The organism is Paenibacillus sp. 37, from assembly GCF_008386395.1.
Taxonomy (GTDB): Bacteria; Bacillota; Bacilli; order Paenibacillales; family Paenibacillaceae; genus Paenibacillus; species Paenibacillus amylolyticus_B.
Window position 1 is genome coordinate 6,329,773 of record NZ_CP043761.1, and the last position, 19,860, is coordinate 6,349,632.

At 45.9% G+C, this 19,860-nt stretch carries 17 protein-coding genes; 1 reads left to right on the forward strand and 16 read right to left on the reverse strand.

Translation table 11 applies throughout. The features are described from left to right. Position 1: 1 nt before the first annotated feature. The 9 genes from fliW to F0220_RS27235 form a co-directional block, all read right to left on the reverse strand. On the reverse strand, positions 2 to 430 hold the full coding sequence (gene fliW, locus F0220_RS27195) for a flagellar assembly protein FliW (protein ID WP_223199788.1): 429 nt from the start codon (positions 428 to 430) through the stop codon (positions 2 to 4). 103 nt (positions 431 to 533) lie between these two features. Continuing rightward, the gene (locus F0220_RS27200) at positions 534 to 1,103 is read right to left on the reverse strand and encodes a DUF6470 family protein (protein WP_105600096.1); all 570 of its coding nucleotides are present in this window, start codon (positions 1,101 to 1,103) and stop codon (positions 534 to 536) included. A gap of 17 nt (positions 1,104 to 1,120) precedes the next feature. Next, entirely contained in the window at positions 1,121 to 2,041 is a 921-nt protein-coding gene (flgL, locus tag F0220_RS27205) for a flagellar hook-associated protein FlgL (protein WP_105600098.1), read from the reverse strand. A 24-nt stretch (positions 2,042 to 2,065) separates the two neighbouring features. Next, entirely contained in the window at positions 2,066 to 3,604 is a 1,539-nt protein-coding gene (gene flgK / locus F0220_RS27210; protein ID WP_105600100.1) for a flagellar hook-associated protein FlgK, read from the reverse strand. 19 nt (positions 3,605 to 3,623) lie between these two features. Further along, a complete protein-coding gene (locus F0220_RS27215) occupies positions 3,624 to 4,127 on the reverse strand; it encodes a flagellar protein FlgN (protein WP_076333996.1) in 504 nt (167 codons plus the stop codon). Between the two features lie 11 nt (positions 4,128 to 4,138). Next, positions 4,139 to 4,423, reverse strand: a complete 285-nt coding sequence (flgM, locus tag F0220_RS27220) for a flagellar biosynthesis anti-sigma factor FlgM (RefSeq protein WP_047840678.1) — start codon at positions 4,421 to 4,423, stop codon at positions 4,139 to 4,141. Between the two features lie 174 nt (positions 4,424 to 4,597). Then, the gene (locus F0220_RS27225) at positions 4,598 to 5,005 is read right to left on the reverse strand and encodes a TIGR03826 family flagellar region protein (protein ID WP_105600101.1); all 408 of its coding nucleotides are present in this window, start codon (positions 5,003 to 5,005) and stop codon (positions 4,598 to 4,600) included. 149 nt (positions 5,006 to 5,154) lie between these two features. Next, entirely contained in the window at positions 5,155 to 5,682 is a 528-nt protein-coding gene (locus tag F0220_RS27230; protein ID WP_146117081.1) for a fibronectin type III domain-containing protein, read from the reverse strand. Positions 5,683 to 5,843: 161 nt separating this feature from the next. Beyond that, a complete protein-coding gene (locus F0220_RS27235; protein WP_223199789.1) occupies positions 5,844 to 6,434 on the reverse strand; it encodes a ComF family protein in 591 nt (196 codons plus the stop codon). Here F0220_RS27235 and F0220_RS33065 point away from each other — a divergent pair. After that, positions 6,414 to 6,827: a hypothetical protein gene (locus tag F0220_RS33065; RefSeq protein ID WP_223199790.1), complete on the forward strand. Its 414-nt coding sequence runs from the start codon at positions 6,414 to 6,416 to the stop codon at positions 6,825 to 6,827. The genes F0220_RS27235 and F0220_RS33065 overlap by 21 nt on opposite strands. 31 nt (positions 6,828 to 6,858) lie before the next feature. Here F0220_RS33065 and F0220_RS27240 read toward each other — a convergent pair whose 3' ends face one another. From F0220_RS27240 to F0220_RS27270, 7 genes are all read right to left on the reverse strand, one after another. Next, positions 6,859 to 8,748, reverse strand: a complete 1,890-nt coding sequence (locus F0220_RS27240; protein WP_105600106.1) for a helicase-related protein — start codon at positions 8,746 to 8,748, stop codon at positions 6,859 to 6,861. Positions 8,749 to 9,204: 456 nt separating this feature from the next. Then, positions 9,205 to 9,582 (reverse strand): hypothetical protein, encoded by a 378-nt coding sequence (locus F0220_RS27245; RefSeq protein WP_036612497.1) that lies wholly within the window; start codon positions 9,580 to 9,582, stop codon positions 9,205 to 9,207. A 357-nt stretch (positions 9,583 to 9,939) separates the two neighbouring features. After that, positions 9,940 to 10,662, reverse strand: a complete 723-nt coding sequence (locus F0220_RS27250) for a response regulator transcription factor (protein WP_026081439.1) — start codon at positions 10,660 to 10,662, stop codon at positions 9,940 to 9,942. A gap of 7 nt (positions 10,663 to 10,669) precedes the next feature. Next, on the reverse strand, positions 10,670 to 11,830 hold the full coding sequence (locus F0220_RS27255; protein ID WP_074092506.1) for a sensor histidine kinase: 1,161 nt from the start codon (positions 11,828 to 11,830) through the stop codon (positions 10,670 to 10,672). A gap of 47 nt (positions 11,831 to 11,877) precedes the next feature. Then, positions 11,878 to 14,601 carry a stalk domain-containing protein gene (locus F0220_RS27260; protein ID WP_105600108.1) on the reverse strand — a complete coding sequence of 908 codons (2,724 nt, stop codon included), beginning with the start codon at positions 14,599 to 14,601 and terminating at the stop codon, positions 11,878 to 11,880. Positions 14,602 to 15,092: 491 nt separating this feature from the next. Next, positions 15,093 to 15,674, reverse strand: a complete 582-nt coding sequence (locus F0220_RS27265; RefSeq protein WP_105600109.1) for a hypothetical protein — start codon at positions 15,672 to 15,674, stop codon at positions 15,093 to 15,095. Positions 15,675 to 16,021: 347 nt separating this feature from the next. Beyond that, entirely contained in the window at positions 16,022 to 19,798 is a 3,777-nt protein-coding gene (locus tag F0220_RS27270; RefSeq protein WP_105600111.1) for an S-layer homology domain-containing protein, read from the reverse strand. Positions 19,799 to 19,860 lie beyond the last annotated feature (62 nt).

Below are 19,860 nucleotides of genomic sequence, written 5' to 3' on the forward strand. Positions count from 1 at the left end.
ATCAGACTCCACCCTTCACTGAATTTGCTTTGTCTTCAGCCCAAATGAGATGGCGTGTCTCATAGCTGGATTGATGGAGTACCACTTGTTTCCCCAAACGTTGCTCTGGATTAAGTACAACGGGAGCCAGTAAATTCATGGTAGATTTATTTGTGTCAGAATGAATAGTTACCAGAGAGAAAACCGACACCTGCTCTTCAATCCCTAACTCTTCCTTATCCACCTCGCCCAATTCAAAACTATAATCAGGTACAAACATAAATGGACTAACCAACAAGAACGATAATCCAGGTTCTTTTACTGATTGTAAATAACTGAATGGCGTATCTTCCCATGGAATTAACGCGTACTCCGTCTCTTCCTCAAATCCTGGTAACCCTTTGGAAAATTGATACAAATCTTCCTCATTGACCTCTAATTCTCCCCACATGCTTGTCTGAATAAGAATAACAAACGCCTCCTTGGCGAAGATTTTATACAAAAAGAGCCATAGATGGCTGCATACGAGACCGTCTATAGCTCTACATTATAACTTACAATCCCACATCTATGGCAGGTGGAGTATATTGAACTGACGCATACTGTTTCACATAAATATCAAGCTTCCCCCGTTGATATGCTATCTCGGGTTTGTTAACAATAACGTTCATTTCAGAAACGGCGGGTTGAAAGTTAATATCCGGTGGCCTTGTATCAACACGTGTGTCAACATTGTCAAATGAAGCCGGAGTCCGCGTTTCAGGGAATGGCTGTGGTTTCCAGTCCATGCCCACTATATTGGCAATCGTATTACCCGACTCATGGATCGCTGCCAATTGATTCCCTTGTTGAACGCGTTCAGCCATGTTTTGCAGAAATTGTTGCTGTATTCCAGAATATATTCGTGCGTTCATATCGATCATATTCCCGCCATTGTAAGCCGAGAAAGCCTTACTTTGATCTACATGAAGCGTGATAGGATGACTCTCTACCGTTAGCTTGGCAGGTCTGGTGTTTAGCTGTACTTCTGCCTTAGGCTGACGAATAGAGTACTGACCAGGATCAGCATCCATATTGAGAATGGACGGCGTTGTTCGAATCTGGACAACAGGAAGAGTGTTCACTAGTTAAGTCCTCCTTTTTATCTCAGGAAGTCTACCAGAGAAGGAGAGATGATTTTGGCACCTGCAGACAAGGAAGCATTATAGATGTTTTCCTGTATTTTAGATTTCATTGCCAGTTCAGCATAGTCGGCATCCTCTACTTTGGCTTGCAGATCTGTCAAATTGATATTAAGGTCATCGAGACGTCCCATCATCAGATCAACACGGTTGGTTTTTGCCCCAAGCTCCGAACGAATTGCTAGCATCTTGTTCATTCGGGCATCTATATTATCCAGTTGTTTGGATAACGCCTCGGTATCCCCTTCTGTTAGAGCCTTCATAATGTTATTAACCGTTACGAATAGATTATCCTCTTCCGTTCCAGTACCAAATACCTCATTGCCATTCACATTGATGGGTAACTGTACACTCTCACCAACAATAAAGTTAATTTTACCCTTGTCCGTTACAATAGATGCAGCATTCGAAGTATCAAAGGACCCATCTGGATTGGTAGGAAACTCATAAGGTTTTACGTCATAGGTTTCACCGTTGAAGATATACTTGCCGTTCAGTTTACTATTAGATACATCAATTAGTTGTTCATTCAACTGTTTTACTTCCTCGTTAATGCTGTCTAGTGCAGATTGAGGATTAGTGCCTGTCGATCCCTGAACTACCAGTTCACGTAGGCGTTGAACAACGTTCCCAGCTTGATTCATAACGGTATCATTGAATTCCAACCAAGAAATAGCACTGTCTACGTTTTTCTGATACTGCTCATTGGAGGATAGCTCTGCACGATAACGAAGGGAGTACGTTATTCCTACCGGATCATCTGAAGGTTTGTTAATCTTCCGACCTGTAGCTAATTGGGTCTGGGTGTTATTCATCTGTTGTGCGTTCCGGTTCAGGTTTAACAGTAGCTGTGAACTGAGCATATTATTTGTTATTCTCATGGTCTGTTATGTCACTCCCTTCTATTATCTGCCTACTGTCCCAGTAGAGTTAATTAATTTATCAAGTAATTCATCATAAGTGGTCATAAATCGAGCGGATGCGTTATAAGCATGCTGAAACTTGATCATATTGGACATCTCTTCATCCAAAGATACTCCGCTAACCGATTGGCGACGTGTCTCCACCTGCTCCACCAAAAATTCCGAGTTGGATGTCTGACGTGCGGCTTCCTGAGACTGCACACCCAGCTGTCCAACAATGGCGCTAAACTGTGCGCCAATAGCTGCATTACGCATGCCGTCGGCAGACTTCATTGGTGTATCTTTCAGATTGGCGAGCAAGATGGCAAGTGTATTATTACCTTTGATTACAGTCTCTGTGCCGGACGCATCCGTAGTACGCAAAGAAGTAGCAATTTTATTCGGATCAGCCAAAATTTCTGCGTTCAATGAGATATTGCCAGCTGTAATGGCTGTTCCCCCACCTGCTGCTGTGAAGAAAGGTAGACCTGGGGTGGTTGTACCATCCATCGTATACCCCAGCTGATGCAGACCATTGAGTCCCTTTACGGTTACCTTCGTGTCTGTTGCTAATGCCCCCCCTGCAAGTCCTAAGGCATTCGTAGCAGGGATAACCGATCCTGCTGGAAGTGTGATTTCAATATCACCATTTGCAAGCGTGTTAGCAAGTTCATCCATCTGCTTCTTATAATCACTTACCAACGTGTCTCTCGACTTAATCATGCCATGAACCTCACCATTAGTGAGTGTTCCCGCTGTATATGCTGTATTCAGAAAAGCAGGATCGACCGCCACTTGTACCGCCCCGCCAGTGACTAGTGCCTGTCCATTCATCTGGATAGCATATCCTTGCGGGGAATCCGTAACGGTAACATTCATGATTTTGGACAGCTTGTCCGTCATTAAATCCCTTTGGTCACGTAAATCGTTGGCATTGTCGCCAAGAGACTCAATTTTCACGATTGCACTATTGAGGTTTGCAATGTTACCCAGGTAACCCTGGATCTCATTACTTTTCACAGCGATGTTACTGTCCAAATCCTGACTAAGCGCATCCAATTGGCGGCTAATCTGATTCATTGCATCCGTAAGCGCGAGTGTAGTTTCCTTGACAATCCGGCGTGCCGTAACGTCCTCAGGGTTTTTACTCAGATCTGACCATGATTTGTAGAAGTTATCCATAACCGTCCGAAATCCCGTGTCAGAAGGTTCGTTGACAATAGCTTCAAGTTTCTCAAGTGTATCTCGTTGAATGGACCAACTCCCGAAGTTGGTGTTTTCATTACGATACTGGTCATCCAAGAATTTCTCACGCACACGGGTAATGGAGTCGAACTCTACCCCTGTACCAAGCTGTCCTGGTGTTGTGCTATGCAAAAATGCAAATGGCTCCATTGGAATGGATGCCTGCATGTTTACCTTTTGACGTGAATAGCCTTCCGTGTTGGCATTGGCTACGTTATGGCCTGTTGTGCTAAGAGCTGTCGTCTGTGTGAACAAACTGCGTTTAGCCGTTTCGATTGAATGAAATGTAGATGTCACCTGGTTTCCCCCTAATTAATCAGGCACGCGTGTCAAACAGACCGATTCGCCCTGGATTGCCGTTCTTATCAGCAGGATGCTGATATGTGGCATCCTGTTCTGGCCGAGAAGCAAAGATATCCATTGAAAGATCAATAAACATCAACGATTGCTCGATCAGCTTTTGATTCAGTTGATTGATTTCTTTTAACTCCTGCAGTGTTCCCGCCAGCTTCTTCTGGACTTCGAGCAATCGCTGTTTGTCAGCCGGATCAAAAATCAGTTTGGAGATCTCTGTAATGTTCAGGTTCAGCATGGACTTGATCCCACGCTCCTGAAGCAATTCGTGAACTGCGCTCTGCCGCTCGATCTCCAATGGCTCCTGTTGTTTCATGAAACGGGATTCTTTGTTCAGAACGGCAATGAGTTCATCCACATCGTTTTTGACAATGACCTGTCTCTTGACCTCGCTGAGTGCCAGCATATCGCGGTGACTTTGTTCCATTTGCTGCAAAACTGCAATTAATCTGTCCAGTGCTGCCATTACGTGATCACCTATTCCTTATCAAAAGACTTAAAATACGGTAGCAATTTGTCAGCAAGCTTGCTACTATCTACCTGATACGTTCCCGAACTCACCTGTTCCTTCAGTTCCTGTATCCGTTGTATGCGTCCTGCATCCTGTGTACGACTTTGTTCTTCAAGCATCTTCATCGCCTCCGGAGAAATGGATACTTCGTCCTTACGGCGGCTCTTCTTGGCATCAGCCTGCTGATTGGATTCAACGTTCCTTTGATATGAATTGATGGCGCCAATTCTACTCGGTTCATTGATTTTCATTTAACTTGCACTTCCTTCCAAATAGGGTTTTTAACGACGATATACGTTTTTCTTACTTTATCTTTATGTTATCAAAATGATTAGGAAAATAAAAAAAACCGATAATCTTTAATAAGTTTATCGGTACGTTTCAAAACATTTGTTATAGCAAGATCTGTATTTAAGACCTCGTTCCTATGAATCGCGTAGTTTGTCGACAGCATTGTAGGTTCGTCCGCCTACATTGTTGTTATCCTTCTGACCTACATCGCGAGCTGCACTAGCCAAGTCTTTCGTCAAGCGATGACGACAAGAGTCACACATATGACCTTCACGAATCAATGTTCCGCATACTTCACAAGGATACATCATATTCGGGGCATTTTCGATGGAAATCCGTCCCTCACGGATGAACTTGGTAATGGTTTTGATCGAAACTTCTGTTGCATCAGATAGTTCCTGTATATTGGTGCCTCTGTTTTCGCGCAAATAATCTACACAGATCTGATATTCCTGTTCCATTTCCTTAATACAATTCGAGCATACATCTCGAAAATTCAACGCATATAATTTACCACAGCGAGGACAATTGCCTAGATTCATCGCTAAAACGCCCCTCTCAAACTTCCATTTCCGAATAGATAATAACTATAGATTACCTTATTTTCTCTGATGAAGCCATAGTCTATTTGCAAAACAAATGAGGGGAACAGGATGCACATATATGCAACCCCGCTCCCCATTATAAATCACTAATTTAATGTCCTCATACTTAGAACAGAAGACCATGCACTTGTGTTCTGATCGTTGAACGCCCGAATACGATATTTATGCAAACTGGACGGTAACAGGTCAGAATGAATAAACGTTGTATCACTGACCGTCGCCACGATTTGCCCATCGGCTTCAATTTCGTAAGACGAAGCACCCATAGCCGCGTCCCATGTCAGAATAACGTTTGTTCTGTCCGAAGTTCCCTTGAGCACAGGTGTAGTTAATTGAGTCATTCCCGCTATAATCTCACTCCAAGCTCCTGCACCAGAAGCATTTTTAGCACGAATCCGGAATGTATGCTCTGTATTCGGTGCAAGTCCACTCTTCGTATAAGCAACTCCACTCACGGCAACCACCGTACCATCAATCTCCAGATCATACCCGGTAGCTCCAGTTACAGTAGTCCATCTCAGTGCAATAGCCGCTGTGGTTGCTGAGTTAATACTCAAACCTGAGACACTCGCAGGTAATGTAGTTTGCGACAATATCGCTGTCCATGCACTCACATTGGTGTCAGTCAGGGCACGAATACGATATTTATGAATGGTGCCACCAAGTACTCCATTATGGACAAATTTTCCTATCTATTAGAAAGTAAAGCGTAGGTTGTGTATGCAGGGAGACTTGAAGAATATGTAAACATTAGCTCAATAGACTGATTTGCCTATTAGGATCTTGCCAGTGTTAGTGTGTAGATCTCAACCCGAATTTCCACGGAGAAGCCAGCATTCAAGATGGCCTGTCCACAAGCGTTCAAGGTGCTACCTGTTGTGTATATGTCATCAATCAGCAATATCTTTATGGCTCTGGCATATGACATGCCCGTTTGTGTTGGCAGATAAGATTCTCTGTATAGCTCTTCAATTAGATGCATGCCATCCGGGTTGATGGAAAAAGCGTTCTTCATCGTTTCGATACGCTCACCGCGAGATTTAAAGCTTTGTTTGGTAGTGTTGATCTGGCGCTGCAACAGATCAACGATGGGCAGGCGGCAGGCGGTGGCGAGCCCATCAGCCAGCCGCTCCGCCTGATTGAAGCCGCGCTCGGCCAGGCGCTCGCTGCTCACCGGGACATAGGTGACCGCGTCAGGCCGCCATTGCGGCTTCGGTTGTTGAGCAAATGTGGCGGGATGAGCCACGGGGGCTGGGGGTTCTTTTGCCAAAGCAGAAATTTGTTCCTCGCTCATCGCTTGAAAGGCTTGAATCAACAGCGCGGTTAAGAGCGGCGCGTATCGTTCATGACCTCTGAATTTGTACATGCCAATCCATTCTCTCATAAGAGGGTTGTACTGTACGGCGCTGCGGTTGAGGATAAAAGAACGGTTTTGCATATGTGGACGAGCACAGTCCGGGCATCCGACACCCCGACCACACCGCAGACAGCGGATGGAACGAATCCATGGAATCTGCTTCACACAACGTGGGCATATGCCCGGATAGAGCGAGGAAAGGATCGACCGAGTGCCGCATGTCAGACAAGTCGCTCCAGGTGGGGCGAGCAGATGATGGAGGCGTTGGGTAAGGTGCTGCGCGTGATCGGTTATGTTGCTGAGCCAGTTAAACATAATGGTGCAAACCTCCAATCTGGTCTGGGGAATCTAATGGTATGTAGGGAACTATACGCTGTGTGTACTTTGAAATATGGATATTAATTCATATATTTAGACAGATAACAATTAACTATTATGTCTGGGATGGTGGATGCAGGTAGCCTTTGCGACGAGCGATGGTGTTCATTTTCCGAATCTGGGCAACGGCCTTCACCTGTGAACGTGTCCGACGAGATGATGCAAAAACCACTCTACCCGCCGGGTCATCCATGGAACGCCCTGCTCTACCCGCCATCTGGACCAGCGACGCTTCATCAAAGAGACCATTGTCTGCATCCAATATAAAAACATCACTGCGCGGAATGGTAACGCCACGCTCCAGAATTGTGGTGGTTACGAGCAGACGAATTGTGCGTTCACGAAAGGCTATAACTTTGCTAGCGCGATCAGGGTCCTGAGATGAAGTTCCTTCGATATGAATTCCGGGAAAGGTACGGCGCATCAAGTTCACAAACGCCTCAATCTGGGCAATGCGTGTTACAAAGACAAATACCTGAGCGTCACGCTTCAATGAGATTTGGATGTTAGTCCTCAAGGCAGAAGGGAGATTTCGTTTCTTAATACATTCAGCAACGGTAACCATTTTGATCAATCTTGGCACGGGCAAAGGATGACGGTGGAAACGTACCGGCACTTTGGCATGAGTGAGTTTTCCCTGCGCTGCTTCCCTCTGTAGCCGAGCTGGTGGTGTAGCAGACAAATAGACGAAATTGCCATCCGGTTTACAGGAAGATGCAGCCGCGTGAGCGAGCATGGGATCGTTATGGTACGGGAAAGCATCCAGTTCATCGATGATCACGAGGTCAAACCCCTGATAAAAACGCATCAGTTGATGTGTGGTCGCGAGCGTCAGTTGAGCGTCTTTCCAACGTTCGTCACTGCCTCCGTAAAGGGTAGCGAGCGAGGTGTCCGGAAAGGCTTTGGCCAGACGCGGAGCCAGTTCCAGTACAACGTCTCTGCGCGGCGTAGCGACCAGCGCTCGTCCTCCGCGATCCAGTGTATGTTGGAGCAGTGGAAAAATCATCTCGGTCTTGCCGGCCCCGGTCACGGCCCACAGCAAGAACCGTCCCGGCCCATCCCCTGCGGGTGGCCGGGCCAAAAACGCAAGCGCCGCGGCTGCTGCCGCGCTCTGCGCTGCGCTAAGCCCCCACCGGGCGAGCCCGCCGCCGGTGGGGGCCAAGGCCGTGCCACGCGGTGCTTCGCCGCGTCGTGGCACGGCCCCTTGCGCTGCACTGCGTAGCAGCAGCGCACAGGCACGGCTGCGCCCCAGCGCGAGGCAAGCCTCGCAGTAGGCGCACGCCGCCAGGCCGCAGGCAGCGCAGGGCACGCGCTGCCTGGCTTCGCTGCCACAACGGTGGCAGCGGGGCGCGCTCCGCGCGCGTCCAAGCCACGCGTGCCGACGGCGCGTGGCAGGCCCTTCGAGGGCGGCTGTGATACTCAGCCTCCCGTGCAAGCGCGCGAGCTGCGCAGCCGCGCGCCACTCCCTTGGCGGCTGGGCGGTATCCGCCAGCAACGCCTCCGCCTCGGCCGCCAGCAGTTGGCGGCCGCTGATCCGCTCAGCCAGCAGGGCCGCGTCCTGCTCCAGGTGAGCCCACTGCCCGGCGGGATACGGCTCTGGTATCCCGCCTACCTGAATGCGACGCACAGCGACACTCCCTGCTTTGCCTGCTACACCTTTTCTCGCCTCAACTTCCCCCGAGGTCAGTTCATATACATCCAGCTTCCGCGCAAGATAACTCTGCCATTCGTGCTGGCCCCACTTGTCCATATCTCGCTCCCTCTCAAAATGTTCAACCAACCAGGATGCCTGACTTAACGGCAACGCCTGATCTAAAAGCAACCAGCGCAGCACATGTCGCCCGCTTCCTCCCTCTAGCCACCAAGTCACATCCACACGAATGTCGAGTGATAACACCAAGCTCCACCCTTCCCCTACACGGCACACATATAAGGCAACCTTCATTTTCTCTCCTCCCCCATCGTACTTACTCCTGAACGCAAAAAAAGCACATGCCAAGCCGGCTGTTCGCCGGAGCATGTGCTTCATGTCCATATTCCATCTTCTTATGATCAATCTACTTATCACTATACCAATTGAATCTCTACATCACAAGGTTAGTCACACAATATGAATCCATCATACAATTCTGCTAATAACCAGAATCTTTCTTTAAAATTGCGAAACTTTTTCCAATCTGAATCGTCTATACTTTTAAATTAAGAGTTCTGACTTCGAAAAGTTTATTTTAGTGCTCATGAACTCACCATACCCAGACAATAACCATAGATTGCATAAAAACCCATTTTTAATTTAAAAGCAGACTTGGCTACAATTACAAAAAAAGACTACAGCTTCTGCTGTAATCTTTTCACTGTAAATCTGCGAAATGATAATCCCATTTCCCGTTCACATGATGATTTATTGTTCTGACTCACGCAAATCAATCAGGCGAAACGTGTGATCGGTCTGTGCTACCCGTTCAATATCAGCAGGGACAGCAGGCAGATAAGATGTCTCCATGCCTTGCCTTTGCATAAGCTTTTCAATAATCGTAATCGTTTCCGCTTCTGTACGATCAGCAACAACGGTTAATCTGAAGCTCTTACCACGGTATAATAATTCCCGGCAAAGTTCTCTTACAATGCCTTCGATCCGCCCTGCCTGATTGGAAGGGATGAGCAGAATCTGCTCGAAACCTTCAGATTCCGGACGGGAAAGATGGCGCTGGTGCATGGCATGAACGGCCATTGCCGCCAGGAAGTATATGAGCAGAATCATAGTCAGATGAGCAACCATGGCAACTGCACCTCCTCGGAAGGTCATGCTCACCCATGGCGAACATCCCTGTATACAACAAGTATATGCTGCACTTCCTGAAGGGTTACACTTGCATTTCCTATCACTCATATTCCACGCTGATCGACACCGGACGAAGAAAGACAGGCCAGGTCATTCATTCACGCCTAAGCTTGAACATATGTTCCGCACAACCTTACACTTTGCTCATTTGCAGTGATAAAGTCCATTAACCCGCAGACCAATCCAACATTCTGGAAAGGGCGCGAGTGAACACCAATCTATACTTCGTCTAGGTTGAATCAACCAATGGACTGACTTACCGTAAGAATACTGCTTTACGAAAAACATAAGGTATTAGAGCGTAACCCAACCATATTTGATCGAATTAATAACAGCTTGAGTACGGTCGTCCACTTCCATCTTCTGCAGAATACTGCTGACATGGTTTTTTACTGTTTTTTCACTGATGAACAAGAATTCACCAATCATTTTGTTGCTCTTACCTTCTGCCATCAAACGAAGTACTTCAGCCTCACGACGTGTAAGCGGGTTATTGTCACCAGCAACAAATTTAACACCCGCTTCCTTCGAAGCCCCTTCACTCATTGCCCCTGTTTCATTAAGATACGTCATACGACGCAGCTGCATGATCAGTTTGCCTGTTACTTTCGGATGTATGAACGCATGTCCTTCATGCACGGAACGAATCGCATTGATCAGAGACTCTGCCTCCATATCCTTCAGCAAGTATCCGTTAGCCCCTTTACGAAGCGTCTCAAATACATAACTTTCATCATCATGAATGGACAAGATAATGACTTTGACATCAGGGAACAGCTCACGCAATTTCTCCGTTGCTTCAACCCCGTTTTCGATTGGCATGTTGATATCCATCAATACGATATCAGGTTTATCCTGATTGCAGAATTCGAGCACTTGAATACCATCGCCGCATTCGCCGATGACCTCAATGTCGTCCTCCATATTTAAAATGCGTTTCAGTCCCTCACGGAACAGCTGATGATCATCAGCCAATAGAACTTTAATCGATGCTTTACCAGTATCACGGTTTTCCATCATCCTGCTACTCCTTTCCCTTATCCACGTTTGTCGGGATATGAATCACTATTTTGGTTCCTTGATTTTCTCCGGATTCAATCTCTATTCTTCCTTCTAACAGTTCAACCCGTTCTCTCATCCCAATCAGACCGAAGTGGGTATGATCCTTGCTTTTCTTCGCAAGAAGCTCCGGTTTGAACCCAAGCCCATTGTCCTGAACGACAATTTTGACGAGCTGAGCCTGGTATGTAATTTCCACTACAACATATGTGGGATAAGCATGCTTTGCAGCATTCGACAGACCTTCCTGCACGAGGCGGTAGATTGCAGCCTCCATGGCTGAAGATAAACGATGTTCTTTACCTCTTGTTTCAAAAAGCGACCGGATTTTCGTTTTTACCTCAAAATCCTGCACATACTTCCGAAGCGTTGGAATCAGTCCCAGATCATCCAGTGCCATAGGACGCAGATTGAAAATAACTTTTCTCATTTCTTCAAGACTGGAACGAACCTGGCCTTTCAAATCTACTATTTCGGCCTGGACCATCTTAAAATCCTGCTTAATGAGCATTCTTTCTACAATTTCCGTCCTAAGCACTAGATTGGCGAGCATCTGCGCAGGCCCGTCATGAATCTCACGAGCAATACGTTTCCGCTCTTCTTCCTGGGCCAAAATTATTTTCAAACCAATCATTTGTCGATTTTTGGCAGATTCGATGATCCGGGTCACTTGACCCAGTTCACCTGACAGGTACTCGAGTACAACACCCATCTGCGAACCGATGGTCTCGGCACGCTCCACAGAAGCTTCCACATTTTTGGCACGCTTCTGCAGATCATCCCGACGGGCCTTCAGATACATTTCCTTCTCACGATAAATCATCAGATCCAGCTGCAGCTGTGTTGCTTTCTCATACGCCTGCTTGATATCATGCTCGGAATAACGGACAAAGTCGCGGCTAACCTCAGTCAGCCGGATCCGGGAACGGCGGTAGTTCAGCTCCAATTGATCTACTTTCTCGATCGTTTCCGCCGTTTCCTTCAGCACCGACTTTAACTCCTCGTTGAGTGTTTTCAGCTCATCGCGAGTTGCGTCCATAATTTCGAACATTTGATATTTGCTGTTTTCCATGACTTGTATGGCGTTTTTAATGACGCGGTCTATGGCATCGGCTTGTAAATCCACGTTTGTTCGACTCCATTTCTATCGTTTCCGGTATATATCATACCATATCACGATGAGATGGTAACGGTCTTCGTTTTCTGTTCCCATTTTACAGTCAGACCAAGTTGCTCGGAAACGAGTCTGAGCGGGACTAAAGTCCTACCACCCGTTACGTATGGTGCAACAGTTGCGCTCTGTCTTTTACCATTCAGAATGAATTCTTTCTGCCCTACAACCAGATCAATCAGCTTGCCACCACGTAATACCGTGATCCGCTGATTTTTGCTATCCCAGCTTGCCTGACCACCAAAAGCGTCCAAAACATGTTTGATTGGCACATACGTGGTACCATTTTTCAGTACCGGTGCTGCATCAATGGCTTTTTTCGTTCCATTCATCGTCATCGATTTCTGTCCAAGCACCAGCGAGGCTGTTCCCGTAGGCAATCCAACTTCACTGGATTTGGAAGGCATCGTGAATGCGATGTTGTCAAAAGCAACCGTACCTGATTTCGCACGCTCATCCTGACCTTCTTCCACGTTTACTACATAGACCCGCTTCAGCTTCGCCGGATAGGCGATGTTCAGTCCATTCAGGTCCACGCTCAGCTTCTTCCATCCGTTCCAGTCAATTGCCTTGGCGAGATCGGCATATACCGTTTTGCCATTGGCATCCGTGAATTCGGCACGCAGCCAATTCAGGCTCTTATCTCCCATAACATCCATCGACATCGATGTAGCTGCAGCAGATACTTCTCTGCCGGTAGAACCATTCAGTTGTGCATAAGCATACATTTTGCCTGTTCCAGCAGTCATATCATAATCGAGTTGCAGCACATTCGAGCCGGCTTTTTCACCAGTTCCTGCTGTAACGGTTGCCGTACCTGTTACACCCGCTGCGTTTGTCGTGAAGTTGATCGGATAATTCACATTATCGAAGTTCTCCCAGATTGTTTCGCTTGCAGAAGCCGAGAGTACTACGACTGTACTGTAACCATCATAACGACCAATCGCATATCCCACTTGTGCACCTGAATTAACGGAAGATACGGTTAATTGGTCAGCAGTCACTTTACCTTTGAATCCGATAAATTCCCATGTCAGCGAGTCCGCCGGAACCGTGACACTTTGTCCGCTCTTCGTTGTTGCTGTCACCGGGATGGACATCGTTGTGCCTGCTTTGAGCGAACCAAGACCTGATCCTGCTGTCAGGGAAGCCAACTCACTTCCACCCAGTACCGATACTTTAATGGAGGATGAAGCTCCATTGCTCGTTGCTGTCAGCGTTGCTGTACCTGGCTTCACGCCTTTGATCGTTCCGTTGCTAACACTCACGATACTGTTGTTGCTGGACTTCCATGACATGCTGATATCGCCTGTTGCAATCGGGTTGTAGTAGGTGTCATATCCTTTGGCCGTGTACTTGCCCTCTTGCCCCACCAGCAACGTTTGGCTGCCACTCACGGCAAAGCCCTTCAGTTTACCTGCAGGAGCCGTAGAGAACACACCTAGCGTGTTTACAACCTGACGTTGCTCGGTGCCATACTCTGTGTTAAACGTCAGATCAGCGGTCTGCTCACCCAACGGACGGGTTACCATGGTTGTAGAGCCGCCTCCGTCCAGGTTCATGCCTTTCCAGACACCCACACTGGTCATAAAGGATTGCAGTTCAGTCAGCGACATCCCGCTGCTGTTACTGTTTTTCTCCGCTGCAATGATGTAGACATACCGACCATCCTTGGAGTATCCTACTGCCGTTCTTGCACGAATGCCACCAATGCCGGAAGATGCGATATCACGGGAAAAGGAAGCTGCCTTGCCACCGTTCACAAGAATCGTATGACCGCCAATCATCATCTCCAGGTTACTTGGATCGACCGATTGCCCAGTTGTTTTAGCTTTCAGCTTGTAATCCGCATCCAAGGTTTGCCCAACAGATAGATGGCTCATGATCCATGTCGCTGCTGTTCCATGCGCACGCAAAATGTACCCATCCTTCGGCACCGTCATGTTTAACGCTTTTTTATCCGAGATTTGGGTAATTACTCCGTTCTGCACGAGAACCTCTGTCGGCGTTGTGGAAGGATCATTTGGACGTTTGGAGGAGGTCCATGCCGGTGTATAAATATACATCGAGTTGGCATGACTATATTTCACCGCGCCCGACTCTACCGTATAATCCTCTTTATTTATCCCACGCAAAGCAAAAGTTGAACCATCCTGCGCCTTCACTGTTCCGTCAAAGGAATACTCGTCGATCATCGGTTTGCCATCCTTGGTCACCGTGAGGGCATACATGCCCGACAGTTCGGATGGTGTGGAGACCAGCACGCCATCGGAGACCTGTCCACCAATCGGCGCGAGCTCCCCGGATACATTGAAGTAATCGCCATTCACAGCAGCTACTGCACCATTTTCTTTAGCCATGGCCCCTGTGCTCTGTTTACTGTTCAGATTACCGCCCTTGCCTGTCATTACATCCAGCTTCACATACGGGTTCTGCAGATCCACCTGGATTACATCCGCCAGTACGTTGACCTTGGAACCGGAACGTGTTGTTGTATATCTGTATTTCATGAGCTTCGCACCCGAAGTCAGAATTTCTTCACTCAACTTGCTTGTATTTGTAGATGCTGCAGCGGCCACCGATTGCCACGAAGTGCCTGACCACATCTGCCCACCTGCACTCATCACCGGTGCAATCCAGATCACACCCGCCAGCGTCACAATTGCCCATTTCTTCGCCTTACTGCCCTTAACGTCTTCTAGCTGTTTCCCATGTTTCCCCAGCATGTCTGAAACGTCTCTCCCATCTTGTATATCAATCTTAGACATCACGAACACTGCCAAGTAGGCAGCTGATAGCGAGATCTCTAGTATACTCTTCTATTAATAGACTGCTTTTTGTGGAAAAAGTTACGCCCCTAGCCAAGATTGAGGTATATATTGGATAATGAGTTTTTCACAAATAGCGTTCTGAAGCTTACAAAATTTCAAGTATTGAATGTAAATCTTGATAAATGAATGATAACTCTCGAAATCTTTCATAATAAATATCTTGGTAATGTTTATAAAAGTTACCCTTTCTACTTTAACGACACTTTTATTTCCCCTTATCTAATTGTAAGAAAATCACAAAGAGTTCAGTAGATATGTATATTTCAAAAAAATACCCCCATAGATGAGCTTTTTAAGTAAGTTCATCTATGGGGGTATAATTATTACATTAATTCATATTATTTACATTTTAAATCAATTTTCTACTTATACAACTCATAACATATTCAATGATTCAATAATTTTTCTCTCCACCAAACATAAAGATCACTTAACATGTTTATATTTCCAACATCATTTAAAGCCCTTGCCGTACAAACATCCACGACTCGAATTGGATTTAGTCGTATCTTCCCTGTCCCAGCCAGTAAGGGTTGATTAACATCAACATGATTTCGTGGTTTATTAATTACCACCCATTTCAGTTTATTGGATGAATGTATCAATACACTGCTAAAATAAATTCCAATATCTATTATTTGAGTTTCTGTATCTCTACTAAACTTTAATACATTTTGTTCTACTTCAGGTCTCATCCAATCCGGTACTAGATCCAATTCTTCTTTTATTTCTTCTATCGTCTTTTTTTTCTGTTCAATCCGAGGAATAAACCATTCCCACAGAGAAATCAAAGAATCTTGACTGAAATCCAGCTGTACATGAGAACCAGATAATTCAACATATTCCTGTAATAATTCAATTCTTTGCGGGATGATCGAAAGGAACCATTCATAATATTCCTTCGCTTCAGTTTTGGACATCACCGAAAAAGGAGTGAATTCAAATGGAATCTGTATAGTTGGATACAATATCTCCACCTCATTTATCATAAATAATATATTGTAAATTATTATTTGTTAATAAATCTAAAAACGCTGATATACTCCTTTAAATGATCCGCCTTGAATAACATCTTCGAGAATCTGCAATATAGCTTTAATATCACCTGAGTTGTCTAAGCTGTATTTGATGCTGTTCTGAGATTGAGAATTTTAATTCTTTTCTGTTCTTCACGAACGTAAATACATCCTTATAGTCCTCAAATAAATAAGAACACCTCAAGAAATGCGCTTCCTTGAAGTGTCCCTATTAATTACACACCTTCATCCTATAGCCCTGGATGTATGACATTACTAATGTAGTTATGGTGTGCCTTTTATAGATATCCTAATTTATCCAAAACCCGTTTCAACATGACTGCTGCCTGTGCGCGAGTCGCGTTCCCTTGGGGTTCAAATGTTCTGGCTGTCATACCTTGAATGATTCCCTCCTGCACCGCTTTGGCAACAGAATCCTTGGACTGGATTTTGTTGCTGTCCTTGAACTTGGATAGAGTGGTAGCAGCTGAAGATTGAAGAGAGACTGTTTTCCCACCGTAGTTCATCGCACGTACCATCATAAGTGCCATCTGCTCACGCGTAATGGGGCGATCCGGTTTAAAGGTACCATCGGTATTTCCCGTAATGATCCCCGCTTCAGCTGCAGCACCGATATAGGCACTTGTCACACTACCGCTGCGAACGTCATGGAAACGACTTGCTGCAGTAGGTTCTCCATTCAGTCCAAGACCTCTAGCGACCAATTCAGCAAATTCCGCACGTGAAATGTTTTCATTCGGTCTATAGAAAGATCCATTGGGTGCACTAATAATCCATTTCGCAGAGAGCTCTTTAATGACTGCACTAGCCCAATGTGATGCCGTATCCTGATAGTTTACGGTATGGGTGACCGGAGCTACCGTCTGATTGCCATTTATCTGGCCTTTTATAACCATACCCCCAACCGTACTTTTAAACGAACTAGGTACGTTGGATAACATAAGCGTAACCGGATCGATATAAGTATATACGGATGTGGCGGTAGGCGTATTTGCAGGTAATTTCATAGACAACTGGCTTTTGAGATCAAGTTCCATACGCTGATTATTGTTTCCATTAAAAGCAAACAGATATACATCCGTGTTATTACCGAGCTTCTGTGCGCCTGAGTTAATAAGCATTCCATCCAACGTACCTGACGCAAGCACGGGTACCGTTTCAAGTTGCACGTAGAAGGATGGCTCACGTACACCTGTTGATGCTCCAGTGGTTCCTACACTTCGACTCATAGCGGTTAAATCCAGATTGGAAAGAGGAACAGTCCAAAGACGATCTCCATATTTCACACCAATGCTACCTGTGCGATAGCTTGCCGCAATCTGTGTCAGTGCATTCAACGGGAATCCAACATACGCAGAAGATTCACTATCGGGAACCTCAAACACAATAGGCTCCATGGTCTTACCGACCGCCGATGCGTATTCAAAGGTCTGGATCAGCTTGGTCGCATCCACATTGAATTGACGAGTAGAGCGATTATTACGTGACATCGCAGACTCGGCAGAAGCCGTATTATTGTTCATCACAAGTAAAGACTGACTATAGCTCGATGCATCTAGTTCTGTTAACCAGGCTGGCAGGGTTTTCGTCTGGCTACTGGTAGAACTATTGTTTGTCTGTTGCAACGTAAGTGGTCCAAATGCCTCTACAGTGACATTCGACGCATCTCGTAACGGTACTGCCCCAGGTACATAACTCACCGTTCCAGTCTGAATTGCTGTCGATGTTACTGCTGAAGTATCCACTTTCAACGTCACCACAGAGCCAGAAGCTGAAGCAGACAATACAGTTGTGGTTGAATTACCAATCACTACACTGAACTGAGATGCTGTTAGTGCCGACTGGGACTGGATTGAATCACGGAAATTAATCTGAACCGTGTCTCCTTGAAGCGTAGCCGACAGGATTTTTCCATTTCCATATGTGTACGTTACAGGAGTCAGATTGAGATATCCTGCCGGGTTATTGTTCAGATCCGTTAATCGCAATGCTCCAGGTACATATGATAACGATATATTTTGTGTATCCTTCACCGCTGAAGCCAGCGTTAACGTGACCAGATCATTTTCGATCTCGGAATCATTAACGAAGACTGGCTTGCCATCGACCAGAACAGAATATTGGCTATTGAGCGGTTTATTCGTCGTGATCAGTGGTTCATTGTAACGCATCCATAACTTGTTACCACTCACCTCAGCACTCTTGAACTCAGGTGGTTTGGTATCAATGGAATTGCGGACATAGAAGCCGCTAAATCCAGCAAGAGCCTGTCCTCGTGTATCTTTTACAGGCCAAGAACCTGGCGTGTATGCAACTCGAACGACTTCACCATCCGTAATGGACCGACTGAGGTTCAATGTCACGACAGAGCTGCCATTGATCGATATGCTATTGATGCCTACAGCCGACTGATCCGCAGTTACGCTGAACTGTCTCGCTGCATCACTTGAAGTGATATATACCGTCTCAGGATAGTACAACGTAATTGTACTGTAATACACGTTACCTTCTCGCGGCTTGGACATGACAGAGTCTAAACCGTTCTCCACATCTCGTGCGCCAAAAGCAGCCGCAGCATTGGAAGACTGATCTGTAAGACGATTACCCGTAGTACCCGGAGTATATGCGATCCGCACAACTTGCCCTACCGCTACACCCGTATCCATGACAACATATACACTGTCGCCTGAGATATAAGTGGAACTGACATTCCTCTTTTCACCATTTACAGTTACAGCATACGTACTACTCAGCGAATTAGTGCTGTACAGCCACTCATCATACGTCAGGCGAATGGTGTTATTGCTATGCATCTTAGCATTTTTCAACACAGGTGCAGTTGTATCTGCACTTAATGTTTTAAAGGCCCATGATGTAGACCCATTAAGACCTGTAAATGTATTTCCTGCTTTATCACGAAACGTATTGGCTGGAATGTCTACCACGTAATTTGTGTTGCTATCCAATGCGTTTGTAGGTGTAATAAGCAATTGTCTATTGTTTGCACTATTAATGGCTGTCTTGGATGCAACGGTTGCTCCATTTGATTTTTTGAGCGTTACATTCTGAATGTAATTCGGATCAAGTTCCTTGTTGAACGTAACTGTTAAATTTCCCGTTAAAGGTGCATTGGTAGTACCGTTTGCGGGAGATACAGTAGATACCATAAGGGACGTCGGATCGGATATGATATTGAATCCCCAAACATTCCCACTAATTGCACTGATATCATTCTCATTACTATCCCGCAAATAACCTTCTGGCATTACGATGTAATATGTAGTGTTGTTGTTCCAGTTATTCGTTGGAACGATCGTAATCGTATTGGTTCCAAAACCTGTAATTCGAGGTGCTCCTGCGTTTACTGGAATCTGCTCAAATACTGTACCACCAACTCTTCCCTGATAAATAATGAGATTCCCTCTACCTGCGGTTACCGGCTTATCGAACGTCATTACTACCTTAGTTGAGAGGGATACCATTGCTGCGTTATCAGGAACTCTACTCACAAGGGAAGTTGAGCCTAGCCCCAGAGTACTGAAGGTCCACTCTTTGTTAGTCAGTCCCGGAAATGCAGTATTGTCAGCGTAAACAAATGATTTATTATCTATCTCTACGTAGTATGTTGCTCCCGGTAGAGTCTTACCCAGTGTAATCGTCACTCGTAGGCCAGTAGCTGGTACAGGTGTGTTGTCCCCAGCATCGGGTGTCGTAGGGTCTGTAATCGGTGGTGTGGGATCAATCACAACTTGGTCACTGGATACCAGCACCGAACCCATCGCTGTATTGTCATCCAAACGTTTAATCACGATTGAACTTTGTGTACCAGTTGCCTTCTGAACAGGTTTATCAAAATCAATAACGAATGGTACTGAACTATCCACATTCGTTCCTTTCACCGCAGGAACAGTATTCGTTATTCCATTTGCACTTAATGCGTGTGCCGCATATGCTTCCCGCTCAACTCCACTCCAACCCGTAAGCCAGCCTTGAGCCGTTAGCATGACGATCAAGAGTCCAAGTATGCCTTTTCTGGCGATTCTCTTCAATTTCACTGATCTTCCCCCTTATCTGAATTTCTTCTCTTGTCTGATGTACAGACCTCATTATGTATTTC

What these genes read in the sequence shown, in the direction of transcription:
- fliW (WP_223199788.1), bottom strand. Translation starts at nt 430, where the DNA reads ATGTGGGGAGAATTAGAGGTCAATGAGGAAGATTTGTATCAATTTTCC.
- flgL (WP_105600098.1), bottom strand. Translation starts at nt 2,041, where the DNA reads ATGAGAATAACAAATAATATGCTCAGTTCACAGCTACTGTTAAACCTG.
- F0220_RS27215 (WP_076333996.1), bottom strand. Translation starts at nt 4,127, where the DNA reads ATGGCAGCACTGGACAGATTAATTGCAGTTTTGCAGCAAATGGAACAA.
- flgM (WP_047840678.1), bottom strand. Translation starts at nt 4,423, where the DNA reads ATGAAAATCAATGAACCGAGTAGAATTGGCGCCATCAATTCATATCAA.
- F0220_RS27225 (WP_105600101.1), bottom strand. Translation starts at nt 5,005, where the DNA reads ATGAATCTAGGCAATTGTCCTCGCTGTGGTAAATTATATGCGTTGAAT.
- F0220_RS33065 (WP_223199790.1), top strand. Translation starts at nt 6,414, where the DNA reads ATGACCTCTGAATTTGTACATGCCAATCCATTCTCTCATAAGAGGGTT.
- F0220_RS27235 (WP_223199789.1), bottom strand. Translation starts at nt 6,434, where the DNA reads ATGTACAAATTCAGAGGTCATGAACGATACGCGCCGCTCTTAACCGCG.
- F0220_RS27240 (WP_105600106.1), bottom strand. Translation starts at nt 8,748, where the DNA reads ATGAAGGTTGCCTTATATGTGTGCCGTGTAGGGGAAGGGTGGAGCTTG.
- F0220_RS27245 (WP_036612497.1), bottom strand. Translation starts at nt 9,582, where the DNA reads ATGGTTGCTCATCTGACTATGATTCTGCTCATATACTTCCTGGCGGCA.
- F0220_RS27250 (WP_026081439.1), bottom strand. Translation starts at nt 10,662, where the DNA reads ATGGAAAACCGTGATACTGGTAAAGCATCGATTAAAGTTCTATTGGCT.
- F0220_RS27260 (WP_105600108.1), bottom strand. Translation starts at nt 14,601, where the DNA reads ATGCTGGGGAAACATGGGAAACAGCTAGAAGACGTTAAGGGCAGTAAG.